Annotated in this window: 13 protein-coding genes; 8 read left to right on the forward strand and 5 right to left on the reverse strand. The window is 54.9% G+C overall.

Annotated elements, in window-relative coordinates:
- Positions 1 to 221: 221 nt before the first annotated feature.
- Positions 222 to 1841 (forward strand): L-aspartate oxidase, encoded by a 1620-nt coding sequence (gene nadB / locus IM284_RS09160; protein ID WP_045630975.1) that lies wholly within the window; start codon positions 222 to 224, stop codon positions 1839 to 1841.
- Here nadB and IM284_RS09165 read toward each other — a convergent pair.
- A complete protein-coding gene (locus IM284_RS09165) occupies positions 1826 to 2563 on the reverse strand; it encodes a tRNA1(Val) (adenine(37)-N6)-methyltransferase (RefSeq protein WP_028014104.1) in 738 nt (245 codons plus the stop codon). The two genes, nadB and IM284_RS09165, sit on opposite strands and share 16 nt — an antisense overlap.
- A gap of 132 nt (positions 2564 to 2695) precedes the next feature.
- Here IM284_RS09165 and srmB point away from each other — a divergent pair, with 132 nt between their 5' ends.
- Positions 2696 to 4024 (forward strand): ATP-dependent RNA helicase SrmB, encoded by a 1329-nt coding sequence (srmB, locus tag IM284_RS09170; RefSeq protein WP_047368112.1) that lies wholly within the window; start codon positions 2696 to 2698, stop codon positions 4022 to 4024.
- Between the two features lie 52 nt (positions 4025 to 4076).
- Here the strand turns inward: srmB and grcA are convergent, their stop codons facing one another.
- Complete coding sequence (gene grcA / locus IM284_RS09175; protein ID WP_006176733.1) at positions 4077 to 4460, reverse strand: autonomous glycyl radical cofactor GrcA; 384 nt, start codon at positions 4458 to 4460, stop codon at positions 4077 to 4079.
- A gap of 314 nt (positions 4461 to 4774) precedes the next feature.
- Between grcA and ung the strand changes: the two genes are divergently transcribed.
- A complete protein-coding gene (ung, locus tag IM284_RS09180) occupies positions 4775 to 5464 on the forward strand; it encodes a uracil-DNA glycosylase (RefSeq protein WP_023333064.1) in 690 nt (229 codons plus the stop codon).
- 39 nt (positions 5465 to 5503) lie between these two features.
- On the opposite strand, the gene IM284_RS09185 is transcribed toward ung, so the two are convergent.
- Positions 5504 to 6604 carry a tRNA/rRNA methyltransferase gene (locus tag IM284_RS09185; RefSeq protein ID WP_041908658.1) on the reverse strand — a complete coding sequence of 367 codons (1101 nt, stop codon included), beginning with the start codon at positions 6602 to 6604 and terminating at the stop codon, positions 5504 to 5506.
- A 204-nt stretch (positions 6605 to 6808) separates the two neighbouring features.
- On the opposite strand from IM284_RS09185, the gene trxC reads away from it, so the two are divergent.
- The 5 genes from trxC to IM284_RS09210 all read left to right on the forward strand — a co-directional run bounded on the left by trxC (position 6809) and on the right by IM284_RS09210 (position 12530).
- Positions 6809 to 7228: a thioredoxin TrxC gene (trxC, locus tag IM284_RS09190; RefSeq protein WP_028014108.1), complete on the forward strand. Its 420-nt coding sequence runs from the start codon at positions 6809 to 6811 to the stop codon at positions 7226 to 7228.
- 69 nt (positions 7229 to 7297) lie between these two features.
- Positions 7298 to 7996 (forward strand): tRNA-uridine aminocarboxypropyltransferase, encoded by a 699-nt coding sequence (gene tapT / locus IM284_RS09195; RefSeq protein ID WP_045260163.1) that lies wholly within the window; start codon positions 7298 to 7300, stop codon positions 7994 to 7996.
- A gap of 35 nt (positions 7997 to 8031) precedes the next feature.
- The gene (gene pat, locus IM284_RS09200) at positions 8032 to 10695 is read left to right on the forward strand and encodes a protein lysine acetyltransferase (protein WP_047368113.1); all 2664 of its coding nucleotides are present in this window, start codon (positions 8032 to 8034) and stop codon (positions 10693 to 10695) included.
- A gap of 110 nt (positions 10696 to 10805) precedes the next feature.
- Complete coding sequence (pssA, locus tag IM284_RS09205; RefSeq protein ID WP_023331103.1) at positions 10806 to 12161, forward strand: CDP-diacylglycerol--serine O-phosphatidyltransferase; 1356 nt, start codon at positions 10806 to 10808, stop codon at positions 12159 to 12161.
- A gap of 45 nt (positions 12162 to 12206) precedes the next feature.
- Positions 12207 to 12530: a YfiM family lipoprotein gene (locus IM284_RS09210; RefSeq protein WP_041908650.1), complete on the forward strand. Its 324-nt coding sequence runs from the start codon at positions 12207 to 12209 to the stop codon at positions 12528 to 12530.
- Here IM284_RS09210 and IM284_RS09215 read toward each other — a convergent pair.
- Entirely contained in the window at positions 12527 to 13834 is a 1308-nt protein-coding gene (locus tag IM284_RS09215; RefSeq protein ID WP_041908648.1) for an MFS transporter, read from the reverse strand. The two genes, IM284_RS09210 and IM284_RS09215, sit on opposite strands and share 4 nt — an antisense overlap.
- Positions 13835 to 13985: 151 nt before the next feature.
- Positions 13986 to 14438 (reverse strand): DUF4385 domain-containing protein, encoded by a 453-nt coding sequence (locus IM284_RS09220; RefSeq protein WP_047368114.1) that lies wholly within the window; start codon positions 14436 to 14438, stop codon positions 13986 to 13988.
- Positions 14439 to 14583 lie beyond the last annotated feature (145 nt).

The following is a 14583-nucleotide window of genomic DNA, read 5'->3' on the forward strand; positions in this document are numbered from 1 at the left end:
AAACATCTTTTTCCCGCCAGAAGAGTAACGCAACACAGGCTTTATTTCACCACAAAATCTGACGCTAACGATCTGCTTCGCAAAATAATTTCATTTATTTACCCTTCGTTTACCCCTGCCTCTGCGTTTAGTCATTGCAACTTCCATTAAAAAAAACGTGCGATATCTCGCATTCAGGTGCTATTCTGCCCCAACACTGTTTAGTAAATTAAACAACAATCATGAACACAACACCTGAACTTCATTGTGATGTACTGATCATCGGCAGCGGCGCTGCCGGTCTCTCTCTGGCGCTGCGTCTGGCTGAACATCAGAACGTTATCGTTCTGAGCAAAGGCCCGATAAGTGAAGGCTCCACATTTTATGCTCAGGGCGGCATTGCCGCGGTATTTGACGAGACCGACAGCATTGCGTCACATGTGGAAGATACGCTGATTGCCGGGGCCGGGATCGTGGATGCGCACGCGGCAGAGTTTGTCGCCAGCAATGCCCGCCATTGCGTTCAGTGGCTTATCGATCAGGGTGTTTTATTCGATACTCAGGTTCAGCCCAACGGTGAAGAGAGCTACCACTTAACGCGTGAAGGCGGTCATAGCCACCGCCGCATCCTGCACGCCGCGGATGCTACCGGAAAAGAAGTGGAAACCACGCTGGTCAGCAAAGCGCTGAACCATCCTAACATCCGGGTCCTTGAGCGGAGCAACGCGGTTGATCTGATCATTTCCGACAAGATAGGCCTGCCTGGCACGCGTCGCGTGGTGGGAGCGTGGGTCTGGAACCGTAATAAAGAGAAGGTGGAAACCTGTCAGGCGAAGGCTGTGGTGTTGGCTACAGGTGGCGCCTCTAAGGTGTATCAGTACACCACGAATCCGGATATCGCTTCCGGGGACGGTATCGCCATGGCCTGGCGCGCCGGCTGCCGCGTGGCGAATCTCGAATTTAATCAGTTTCACCCCACCGCCCTGTTCCACCCTCAGGCGCGAAATTTCCTGCTGACGGAAGCCCTGCGCGGCGAAGGGGCTTATCTGAAACGCCCTGACGGTACCCGCTTTATGCCGGACTTTGACGCCCGCGGTGAACTGGCGCCGCGTGATATTGTTGCCCGCGCCATCGACCACGAAATGAAGCGCCTTGGCGTGGACTGCATGTATCTCGATATCAGCCATAAGCCGGCAGAATTCATTCGCCAGCACTTCCCGATGATTTACGAAAAGCTGCTCAATCTTGGCATTGATTTAACACGCGATCCGGTGCCCATTGTGCCAGCCGCCCACTATACCTGCGGCGGCGTGATGGTTGACGATCACGGACGTACTGATGTAGACGGTCTGTATGCTATTGGTGAGGTCAGCTATACCGGGCTACACGGCGCGAACCGTATGGCGTCTAACTCGCTGCTTGAATGTCTGGTGTACGGCTGGTCAGCGGCGGAGGACATCACGAAGCGCATGCCTTACGCCCGTGAAACAGAGCGTTTACCGGCCTGGGATGAAAGCCGCGTGGAGAACCCGGACGAGCTGGTAGTGATCCAGCACAACTGGCACGAGCTACGGTTGTTTATGTGGGACTACGTTGGGATTGTGCGCACCACGAAACGTCTGGAACGCGCGTTGCGCCGCATTACGATGCTGCAGCAGGAAATTGATGAATATTATGCCCATTTCCGCGTCTCCAATAATCTGCTGGAGCTGCGCAATCTGGTGCAGGTTGCCGAGCTGATTGTTCGCTGCGCGATGATGCGTAAAGAGAGCCGCGGTTTGCACTACACACTCGACTACCCGGATCGGCTTGCTGAGTCCGGTCCGTCGATACTCGCCCCGCAGGTTTACATAAACAAATAAAACGCCTGGGTCAGAGCCGTGTAATCTTCGGAATAACGCTGGTCTGGCCCACGGATCACCATACGGTCATTAAAACACTCACCCTCTTTTGGCGAAAGCGCCAGCAGCACGCGGTGCGGCAATCGGCCTTCCGTATCAGAGATGTCAGTTCGCAAACGTAACGTCCAGCCGATCTCCTGCGCGGTAGCGATAAACGTGTTACCCGTACTTTCTGGCAGCACCACGCAGAAAAAGCCCTCTTCTGAGATAAGTTCAGCCGCGTTGACGAGCAGCGCTTTATGATCGAGTGAACCGGTATAGCGCGCCTGTTCACGCTCCGGTGTACCGCACTCCACGCCGGGCTCGTAGTAAGGGGGGTTGCTGACAATCAGATCGTAACGCGCCGTCTGCTCTGGCGCCCAGGCCAGCACGTCCGCGCACTTAACGGTTATCCGGTCAGCCCAGGGGGACTCGGCCGCGTTTTCACCCGCCTGCCCTGCGGCCTGCGCATCCAGCTCCACGGCATCAATAGTGACATGCTCTTCAGTACGCTGCGCCAGCATCAAGGCCACCAGCCCGCTGCCGGTACCGATATCAAGAATACGCTTAACACCTGCGACAGGTGCCCATGCTCCCAGTAAAATGCCGTCTGTACCGACTTTCATGGCACAGCGATCGTGAGCGACAAAAAATTGTTTAAACGTAAAACCATCGCGGCGCAGCTGCGCTTTGAGTTGAGACATGTCAGGGCAACCTTCTAAGTGAAACTGGAGTAGCATAGGGGAAAGCGAAGTGGCCGCAAAGCGATATCCATACAAACAGATGAAGATTACAGCCGTAACGTCTATAATCAGCGCCCCACACAGAGGTAGAACATGACTGTAACGACTTTTTCCGAACTTGAACTCGATGAAAGCCTGCTCAATGCTCTTGAGAGCAAAGGCTTTACACGCCCGACCGCCATTCAGGCAGCGGCCATTCCGCCTGCGCTTGAGGGCCGCGATGTGCTCGGTTCTGCGCCAACCGGCACGGGGAAGACAGCAGCCTATTTGCTGCCTGTGTTGCAGCACCTGCTCGACTTTCCACGTAAAAAATCTGGCCCGCCGCGTATTTTGATCCTGACGCCTACGCGCGAGCTGGCCATGCAGGTTGCCGATCACGCGCGTGAACTCGCGGCGAATACGCATCTGGATATCGCCACCATCACCGGCGGCGTTGCGTATATGAACCACGCCGAAGTGTTCAGCGAAAACCAGGACATCGTCGTCGCGACGACGGGCCGCCTGCTGCAGTATATTAAAGAAGAGAACTTCGACTGCCGCGCGGTAGAAACGCTGATCCTCGACGAAGCGGACCGCATGCTGGACATGGGCTTTGCGCAGGATATCGAGCATATTGCAGGTGAAACGCGCTGGCGTAACCAGACGATGCTGTTCTCTGCCACCCTTGAAGGGGATGCGATTAAAGACTTCGCAGAGCGTCTGCTGGAAGATCCGGTGGAAGTCTCTGCGACGCCATCCACGCGAGAGCGTAAAAAGATCCACCAGTGGTATTACCGTGCGGACAACCTTGAGCATAAGGTTGAGCTGCTCAAGCACCTGCTGACGCAGGAAGACGCCACCCGCACTATCGTGTTTGTGCGTAAGCGCGAGCGCGTGCACGAGCTGGCTGAAATGCTGCGCAACGCCGGGATCAACAACTGCTATCTTGAAGGTGAGATGGCGCAGATCAAGCGTACCGAAGGCATTAAGCGCCTGACCGATGGCCGCGTTAACGTGCTGGTCGCAACAGACGTTGCCGCCCGCGGGATCGACATCCCTGACGTGAGCCACGTCATTAACTTCGATATGCCGCGCAGCGGAGATACTTACCTGCACCGCATTGGCCGTACCGGTCGCGCGGGCCGCAAAGGGATTGCAATTTCACTGGTTGAAGCGCATGACTACCTGCTGCTGCAGAAAATTGGCCGCTATGTTGACGAGCCGCTGAAAGCGCGCGTTATTGATGGCTTGCGCCCAACCACACGTGCGCCGAGTGAAAAAATGACGGGTAAACCGTCCAAGAAAGCGCTCGCGAAACGTGCTGAGAGAAAAGAGAAAGAAAAAGAGAAGCCGCGCGTGAAGCAGCGCCACCGCGATACCAAAAACATTGGTAAGCGTCGTAAGCCAAGCGCTGCCGCGCAGGAAACGAAGACTGAAGAGTAAGAAAAAGCCGGGGTAATCCCCGGCTTTTTTGTTCCCCCCCGTGGCTGAAGCCTTACAGGCTTTCAGTAAAGGTACGGGCGATAACGTCGCGCTGCTGTTCTGGAGTCAGTGAGTTAAAGCGAACCGCATAACCAGACACGCGGATAGTCAGCTGTGGGTATTTTTCCGGGTGCTCAACGGCATCCATCAGCGTTTCGCGGCGCAGCACGTTAACGTTCAGGTGCTGACCCCCTTCAACGCGCACTTCCGGCTGCACTTCCATTGGGATTTCACGGTATTCGATTTCGCCCAGTTTATTCACCGGTACGATTTCATCTTCAGCAAAACCCGCTTTCGCAACCACACAGCGCGCTTCATTTTTCTCGCTGTCCAGCAGCCAGAAAGAGTTGAGCAGATCGTCATTTGCCGCTTTGGTAATCTGGATACCTGTAATCATGTGTTGCCTCCCTTAGGCTACATTAACTGATGCTGGCCTTACGCGGCCAATTGGTAAAACCATTGTTTCTTGTGTGTATATATATCATTCACACCACGGCGATTTATTGATTTAAATCAACAAAAATACCAACCACATAAAGAGTGTGGTTTGAATTTATTGCTTTAGATCAATTTCATACCCCCATCAACTCAACTTAACCTGCATCATTTCAAAATAAATTTAACGACTTAGCACGCATTTCAGCGCGTAATTTTGCTCACAAGCGTTAAACAGGTAAGCTAGTGACAGATTGAGATTCGCAGGAGAGCGACATGACGACACCTTTAACCTGGCATGACGTGCTGGCAGAAGAAAAGCAGCAGCCTTATTTTATCAATACGCTCAGTACCGTTGCCGCTGAGCGTCAGTCCGGGCAAACGATTTATCCGCCGCAAAAAGATGTATTCAACGCGTTTCGCTATACCGAGTTGAGCGATGTGAAAGTCGTCATTCTGGGCCAGGATCCCTATCACGGCCCTGGGCAGGCGCACGGGCTGGCATTTTCCGTACGCCCAGGCGTGGCGATCCCCCCTTCTCTGCTCAACATGTATAAAGAGCTTGAGGGAACCGTGCCCGGGTTTACCCGCCCCAACCACGGTTATCTGGAAAGCTGGGCGCGCCAGGGCGTGCTGTTATTGAACACGGTGCTCACCGTACGGGCGGGCCAGGCGCACTCGCACGCCAGCCTTGGGTGGGAAACCTTTACCGATAAAGTTATCAGCCTTATCAACGAGCATCGTGAAGGGGTCGTGTTTTTACTCTGGGGTTCTCACGCGCAGAAGAAAGGGGCAATTATCGATCGTCAGCGTCATCACGTGTTGAAGGCACCGCACCCGTCACCGCTTTCTGCCCATCGCGGTTTCTTTGGCAGTAATCATTTTGTTCTGGCAAATGAATGGCTGGAAAAACGTGGCGAAACGCCAATTGACTGGATGCCTGTGTTACCGGCAGAGAGCGAGTAGGGTTTGAATGTGCCGGGTCAGGCCCGGCACATAAGAGGCTTATGCCTTATTCTGACGCCACCACTCGGCCAGCAGCACGCCGGTCGCAACGGATACGTTCAGACTTTCCACATTGCCCGTCCCGTCGATGGAGACGCTCAGATCCGAACTGGAGAGCGCCGCATCAGACAGACCATCGCGTTCCTGACCCAACACCAGCACCATCTTGCGCGGCAGCGTCGCTTTAAACAGCGGCGTACCGGCATGGCTGGATGTGGTCACGATGGAATAGCCCGCTTTACGGAACTGCTCGAGGGCATCCAGAACGCTGTCGCCGGTGATCGGCTGTACGTGCTCGGCTCCGCCTTCCGCAGTACGGATCGCGGCGCCGGATTCCAGCAGCGCGGCATCCTGCAGCAGCACGCCCTTCACGCCGAAATGCGCGCAGCTGCGCATCATTGCGCCCAGGTTGTGCGGGTTGCCCACGTCTTCCAGCGCCAGCACGCAGTCATCGGCATCCGCCTGGCTGACCCACTGCTGAACTGTCGTGCCGTTACGTTTTTTAATCAGGAAGCAGACGCCGCCGTGGTGCTCGGTACCGGACGCTTTTGTCAGTTCAGCATCATCTACCACGTGGTAGGCTTTGCGGTTCGCCGCCATCCAGCGCAGCGCTTCTTTGAAGCGCGGGGTCACGCTCTGGATAAACCAGGCGCGGACGATACACTCAGGACGGCTCTGGAACAGCGCCTGGCAGGCGTTCTCGCCATATACACGGGTCTCTTCCGCGCGCTGACGACGCAGCACTTCCGGGTCGATAAAGCTTTTACCGCTGATACCGCCGTGATCGGCTTTCTCCGGCGTCTCATCGCCAGGGGCGCGAGAAACGGTGCGCCACGGAGAGGCGTTATCACGTGAGAAGTCATCACGCGGACGGTCATCGCGCTTGCGATCGTCACGCTTGCGGTCATCACGTTTGCGGTCATCACCGCGGTTATTTCTGTCATCGCGGGCGGGGCGACGGCCACCGTCTGCACGAGAGGACGCTGGACGCCCGCCACCTTTTCCGGTACGCGGATTTTGGGTGCGTTTATCAGAGTCATCATCACTGCGGACATACATCACTTTGACCTTGCCGCTTTTGTTTTTCATTTCGTCGTTCATGCTTTTCTCCACCAGCGCTGCGCGAAGCGCGCAGATTACCCGATGTGCCAGCGCATAGCCATAATTTCGTACAAAAGCCTGTGACTATTGTTCCCATTGAATAAAACGCATTGTCGTTTCATACAGGCTCACTGATAATATGTAACATATCAGAAACATTATCGGCGTTCTGCCGCTGTCCCACGGCTCTATCAGAGGTTAGTTATGAATACCGTATGTGCCAACTGTCAGGCTTTAAACCGCATTCCGGACGATCGGATGGATGACGGTGCGAAATGCGGACGTTGTGGCCATGAATTGTTTGATGGCGATGTCATTAACGCGACGGGTGCTACGCTGGACAAACTCCTCAAGGACGATCTCCCGGTGGTGGTCGATTTCTGGGCGCCATGGTGCGGTCCGTGCCGCAGCTTCGCGCCAATCTTCGAAGATGTGGCCGAAGAGCGCAGCGGAAAAATGCGGTTCGTTAAGGTTAATACCGAGGCCGAACGCGAGTTAAGCGCACGTTTTCGTATTCGCAGTATCCCGACCATCATGATTTTCAAAAATGGTGAAGTGATCGACATGCTCAACGGTGCGGTTCCAAAAGCACCTTTTGATAGCTGGTTAAACGAATCGCTGTAACATTCCCGGGGCACACCTTGTGCCCCGTTCCCGCCTCTGCGAAAATAGGGTTTTTCCTCCATTTCGCCCATGACTGATAACGCTGTCCTTAAATTACGCGCCGAACGCCTTGCGCGCGCGACTCGCCCCTTTCTTGCTCGTGGCAATCGCATACGTCGCTGTCAGCGCTGCCTGCTGCCGCTGAAGGTGTGTCTGTGCGAGACGCTGGCCCCAAGTACTGCGGAGAGCCGCTTTTGTCTGGTCATGTTCGATACCGAGCCGATGAAGCCCAGTAATACGGGGCGTCTTATTGCCGATATTCTGCCGGATACCGCCGCGTTTCAGTGGTCGCGCACTGAGCCACCTCAGGCTCTGCTCGACCTGGTGGCAAGCCCGGACTACCAGCCGATGGTGGTTTTCCCGGCATCTTATGCGGGAGAACAGCGTCAGGTCCTTACCGCGCCGCCATCAGGGAAACCACCGCTGTTTATTATGCTGGACGGTACCTGGACCGAAGCGCGGAAAATGTTTCGCAAAAGCCCTTACCTCGACGCTCTGCCGGTTATTTCTGTCGATCTTTCCCGCGTCTCGGCCTACCGCCTGCGCGAAGCGCATGCTGACGGGCAATACTGCACTGCCGAAGTCGCCATTGCGCTACTGGATTTAGCAGGAGATACCGCTGCAGCTGGTGCCCTGGGCAACCATTTCTCATGCTTCCGGGAGCGCTATCTGGCGGGAAAAACCGTTCATAAGGGCAGCATCACAGCAACGGAAACAGAAAGCGTTTAAAATCATCAGGTCGCTTGCATTCACAGGAGGCCTGCATGAGCCAGAAAGGGTTAGAAGCGCTACTCCGTCCTAAATCCATTGCCGTCATCGGCGCATCAATGAAACCGGATCGTGCAGGCTATCTGATGATGCGCAACCTGCTGGCCGGAGGATTTAACGGTCCCGTTATGCCCGTCACACCGTCTTATAAGGCCGTTCAGGGCGTGCTTGCCTGGCCGGACGTGGAGAGCCTGCCTTTCGTACCGGATCTCGCCGTTCTGTGTACAAACGCCAAACGCAATCCGGAACTGCTGGAGTCACTCGGCAAGAAAGGGTGTAAAACCTGCATTATTCTCTCGTCTCCGCCTGAACAGCAGCCCGAACTGCTGGCCTGCGCCAGCCGCTATCAGATGCGCATTCTCGGGCCGAACAGCCTGGGTCTGCTCGCGCCCTGGCAGGGGCTGAACGCCAGCTTCTCCCCGGTGCCGATCCGTAAAGGCAAGCTGGCGTTTATCTCGCAGTCGGCTGCGGTCTCAAACACCATCCTTGACTGGGCGCAGCAGCGTGAAATGGGATTCTCCTACTTCATTGCTCTGGGCGACAGCCTGGATATTGACGTTGACGAACTGCTGGATTTCCTGGCGCGAGACAGCAAAACCAGCGCAATCCTTCTTTATCTTGAGCACCTGAGCGACGCCCGTCGTTTTGTTTCCGCTTCGCGTAGCGCATCGCGCAATAAACCGATCCTCGTTATCAAAAGCGGTCGCAGCCCTGCGGCGCAGCGTCTGCTGCAGTCTCATTCCGGTATGGATCCGGCCTGGGATGCTGCCATTCAGCGCGCGGGGTTGCTGCGGGTGCAGGATACACACGAGCTTTTTTCCGCCGTTGAGACGTTGAGCCACATGCGTCCGCTGCGCGGCGAGAAGTTAATGATTGTCAGCAATGGCGCGGCCCCTGCCGCGCTGGCGCTGGATGAGCTTTGGCTGCGTAACGGCAAGCTGGCCACGCTGGGTGAAGAGACGCTGCAACGCCTCAGAGAGGCGCTTCCGGCAAGCGTGACGCCCGGCAATCCGCTTGATTTGCGCGATGATGCCAGCAGCGATCGCTATATCAGGGCAATCTCCATTTTGCTGGACTGCCAGGATTTCGATGCGCTGATGATTATCCACTCCCCCAGCGCGGCCGCGCCGGGCAGTGAAAGCGCGCGGGCGCTGATTGAGGCGGTACGAAATCATCCGCGCGGCAAATATGTCACCCTGCTGACCAACTGGTGCGGTGAGTTTTCCTCTCAGGAGGCGCGACGCTTGTTCAGTGAAGCCGGACTGCCAACCTACCGCACGCCGGAAGGCACCATCACGGCATTTATGCATATGGTGGAATATCGCCGCAACCAGAAACAGCTGCGTGAGACACCGGCTTTGCCCGGAAACCTGACGGCGAACACCGTCGATGTTCATCGGCTGTTACAGCAGGCTATTGAAGAAGGCGCGACCTCGCTTGATACGCATGAAGTGCAGCCCATACTGGGCAGCTACGGGATGCAAACTCTGCCAACCTGGATCGCCAGCGACAGCGCTGAGGCCGTACATATAGCCGAACAGATTGGCTACCCGGTCGCCCTTAAGCTTCGTTCCCCCGATATCCCGCATAAGTCTGACGTTCAGGGGGTCATGTTGTACCTGCGTACGGCAACGGAGGTGCAGCAGGCAGCCGATGCCATTTTCGATCGCGTCAAAATGGCCTGGCCGCAGGCTCGGATCCACGGACTGCTGGTGCAAAGCATGGCTCACCGCGCGGGCGCCCAGGAACTGCGGGTGGTGGTTGAACACGATCCCGTCTTCGGCCCGCTCATTATGCTGGGGGAAGGCGGCGTTGAGTGGCGTCCAGAGGAACAGGCCGCGGTGGCGCTACCGCCGCTGAACATGAATCTGGCGCGCTATCTGATCATTCAGGCGATTAAAAGCAAAAAGATCCGTGGCCGCAGCGCCCTGCGTCCGCTCGATATTGCCGGGTTAAGTCAGTTCCTGGTGCAGGTGTCTAACCTGGTCGTAGATTGTGCGGAGATCCAGCGGCTGGATATCCATCCGCTGCTCGCCTCCGGCACTGAATTTACGGCGCTGGACGTAACGCTGGATATCGCGCCATTTGAAGGGGACAGAGAGAGCCGCCTGGCGATCCGTCCGTATCCTCTGCAGCTGGAGGAGTGGGTCGAGATGAAGAATGGGGAACGCGCCCTGTTCCGCCCTATTCTGCCGGAAGATGAACCGCAGCTGCGTGCCTTTATTTCTCAGGTTACGAAAGAAGATCTCTATTATCGCTACTTTAGCGAAATCAACGAATTTACCCACGATGATTTAGCCAATATGACCCAGATCGACTACGATCGAGAGATGGCGTTTGTCGCCGTTCGACGTTCCGATCGGGGCGATGAGATCCTCGGCGTGACGCGCGCAATTTCCGATCCGGATAACATTGACGCGGAATTTGCTGTGCTGGTGCGCTCCGATCTTAAAGGCCTGGGTCTGGGCAGACGACTGCTGGAAAAACTCATCAGTTATACGCGAGATCACGGATTGTTACGCCTGAATGGCATTACTATGCCGAACAATCGCGGTATGGTGACCCTGGCGCGAAAACTCGGATTTGAGGTTGATATTCAGCTGGACGAAGGTATTGTCGCCTTATCCCTCGGCCTGACACCGGCAGACAAACCCGAGTAAGCTACTGGAAATGTTACCCACTTTGGACGGGACTGGTGGTATCATTGTCCGCTTATGTTGTTTGCATGGTACAGACAACCCTTCAATGAACAGAGAAGAAACGCACTGTGATGTTGTCAAAATTTAAGCGTAATAAACATCAACAACACCTTGCTCAACTACCGAAGATTTCTCAGTCAGTTGATGATGTAGAGTTCTTTTACGCTCCCGCTCATTTTCGGGAGACGCTTCTGGAAAAGATTGCCAGTGCCACGCGACGCATTTGCATTGTGGCCCTGTATCTTGAACAAGATGAAGGCGGGCGTGCGATCCTGAACGCGCTCTATGAAGCCAAGCGTCAGCGTCCGGAGCTGGATGTTCGCGTGCTGGTTGACTGGCATCGCGCCCAGCGTGGCCGTATTGGCGCGGCCGCTTCAAACACCAATGCAGACTGGTATTGCCGCACGGCGCAGGAAAATCCTGGCGTCGATGTACCTGTTTATGGCGTCCCGGTGAATACCCGCGAAGCGCTCGGCGTCCTTCATTTTAAAGGATTCATCATCGATGACAGCGTGCTTTACAGCGGCGCAAGCCTCAATGATGTCTACCTTCATCAGCTCGATAAATATCGCTATGACCGCTACCATCTGATCCGTAATCCTCAGATGGCCGATATCATGTTTAACTGGGTTGATAAAAACCTGGTACATGGCCGTGGCGTTAATCGCCTTGACGATCCCGAGCGCCCTAAGAGCCCGGAAATCAAAAACGATGTTCGCGCCTTCCGCCAGGAGCTGCGCGATGCTGTTTACCATTTTCAGGGCGACGCAAACAACGAAGAGTTATCCGTTACCCCGCTGGTTGGGCTTGGCAAATCAAGCCTGCTGAATAAAACGATCTTCCATCTGATGCCGTGCGCGGAGCAAAAGCTCACCATCTGCACGCCGTACTTTAACCTTCCTGCCGTACTGGTGCGTAATATCATTCAGCTGCTGCGCGATGGTAAAAAAGTGGAAATTATCGTCGGGGATAAAACGGCGAACGACTTCTTCATTCCTGAAGATCAGCCGTTCAAAATCATCGGTGCGCTGCCTTATCTTTATGAAATTAACCTGCGCCGCTTCCTGAGCCGTTTACAGTATTACGTAAACACTGACCAGCTGGTTGTGCGTCTGTGGAAAGATGAAGACAACAGTTACCATCTGAAAGGTATGTGGGTCGACGATGAGTGGATGCTGCTGACCGGTAACAACCTGAACCCGCGCGCGTGGAGACTGGATCTGGAAAACGCGATCCTGATCCATGACCCGCAGCATGAGTTAGCCGCACAGCGTGAGCGTGAACTGGAGTTGATTCGCACGCACACCACGGTGGTTAATCATTATCGCGAGCTGCAGAGCATTGCCGATTATCCGGTGAAAGTTCGCAAGCTGATTCGCCGCTTGCGTCGTATCCGTATTGACCGACTTATCAGCCGAATTCTGTAATGTCCAGGCCCTGTTACCCGCAGGGCTTTTTTATGGAGCCCGTTGATGCGTATTCCTCTGTTACTGAGCGCTTTCTTTCTGACTGGCTGCAGTCATATGGCCAATGATAGCTGGTCCGGTCAGGACAAAGCACAACACTTCCTCGCTTCCGCTATGCTGTCTGCAGCCGGTAATGAGTACGCGCAGCATCAGGGATACAGCCGGGACCGTAGCGCGGCGATAGGGTTGATGTTCTCAGTGGGCCTTGGGGCATCAAAAGAACTATGGGATAGCCGCCCCTCTGGGAGCGGCTGGAGCTGGAAAGATTTCGCCTGGGATGTCGCCGGCGCAACGACCGGCTACGCCGTCTGGCAGATGGCACATTATTAAAGGCGGATACCTTTTCCTTTGCGATGCAGCATCAGCGAGACAATAAACGCCAGCGCTCCCATTACGGTGACATACCAGAAGAAGGTCGTTTCACTGCCCCACGACTTAAGCGATAGCGCGACATACTCTGCCGAACCGCCAAACAGGGCATTCGCGACCGCATAAGAGAGGCCAACACCCAGCGCCCTCACCTGTGCGGGAAACATTTCCGCTTTCAAAATGCCGCTGATTGCCGTGTAAAAACTGATAATAATGAGTGCCACCATGATCAGCGCGAAAGCGGCATACGGCGACGTTGTCTGCTGTAGCGCAGTCAAAAGCGGAACGGTACCCAGGGTGAGCATGCCGCCAAAGATCAGCATGGAGGTGCGGCGACCTATTTTGTCCGACAGCGCGCCGACAATCGGCTGGATAAGCATAAAGACGAGTAACGCCACCGTCATGACGACGCTCGCAACGTTTGCATGCATGCCCGTGGTGTTAACCAGATATTTTTGCATGTAGGTGGTAAAGGTATAGAAACTTAGCGAGCCCGCGGCGGTAAAACCTAACACCATCAAAAATGCTTTGCGGTTTCGCCAGAGCCCCTTCATCGAGCCCGCCTCTTTCAGCGCCCTGACCTCCTGTTGAGAGGTTTCATCAAGCTGACGGCGTAGCCACAGGGCGACAACCGCCAGGGCAGCGCCCATAGCAAACGGGATGCGCCAGCCCCAGGCGTGCAAATCTTCATCGCTAAGGATTTGTTGCAGGATCACCACAACCAGTAACGCCAGCAGCTGTCCGCCAATGAGGGTCACATACTGGAATGATGCATAGAAACCTTTTCGGCCTTCAACCGCCACTTCGCTCATGTATGTCGCACTGGTGCCGTATTCCCCACCGACCGACAGCCCCTGGAACAGACGTGCCAGCAGCAGCAACGCGGGTGCCCATGTTCCGATAGTGTCATATCCGGGCAGGCAGGCAATCACCAGCGAGCCGACGCACATCATGCATACGGAGATGAGCATGGAGGTCTTGCGCCCTTTTCTGTCTGCGATCCTGCCGAACAGCCATCCACCGATAGGGCGCATCAGGAACCCGGCGGCAAAAACGCCTGCGGTTTGCAGAAGCTGAGTGGTGGTATTCCCGGACGGGAAAAAGATATGCGCAAAGTAGAGTGAACAGAATGAATAGACGTAAAAGTCAAACCACTCTACGAGGTTCCCCGAGGAGGCCCCAACGATTGCCCAAACCCGACGACGGGTATCCTTACCTGCCAAATTGGTGTTATCCGTATCTGCACTGGCTACGGTTTCTGTCATTTTAAAATCCCCTGTCTCACATTGCGGGCCATTGCCCACAAACAGTAAAACCGGATTTAAAACGAATCGTTAGGTAAATAAAATGTTTCCAATATGTTTCATTACGTTTTGTGAACTCGATCAGGTATCGAATTATTAGCGGACGTAGTAATTATCCCCACTTCTGCTGATGCGCCTTTTTTCGCTGCAAATAATCTTCATCTGCACGAATTTTATCCCACCACTTTTTGAAGACCGCGGCGGCTTCGGCTTTTACGGGATCGCAATCCAGCGGTTTGACCTGGCGCTTCTCATCGTACTTTTTACCGCCTTTATGATTGGCGTATCGCCTGGCGCGCGTATAGCCCATCTGAATGAATTTACGCGCCATATCCATACCCACAAAGTCGTTTTGCTGACGATATTCTTCAAACAGGGCGTAAATTTCTTTTGCCGATCGCGCTGCAACTTCAGCATCTTTGTATCGCCAGTGCGGAAGGATCTCGCTTTTGTAAGGTTCCACCATGAGCACACCCTGCTCTCCCCGCCCCACCTGATACAGCTCTGCATGGTCACGGAAATTAATGTTGGCAAAATCTTGTTGGTAATCAAAGGGACGTGTCAAAGCGGCACCATTGTTAAAATCGTTTTAACAATTGTAGGCACGGTCAGGCGGTGCCGCCACCCGGTATTTCCGGCGCACAAAGCAAAAAACCCCGCACCTTACGGTACGGGGTTCTTCTTAATTGATGCCTGGCAGTTCCCTACTC

Origin of the sequence: Enterobacter cloacae complex sp. P12RS (genome assembly GCF_014895875.1) — a bacterium.
Lineage (GTDB): Bacteria > Pseudomonadota > Gammaproteobacteria > Enterobacterales > Enterobacteriaceae > Enterobacter > Enterobacter bugandensis.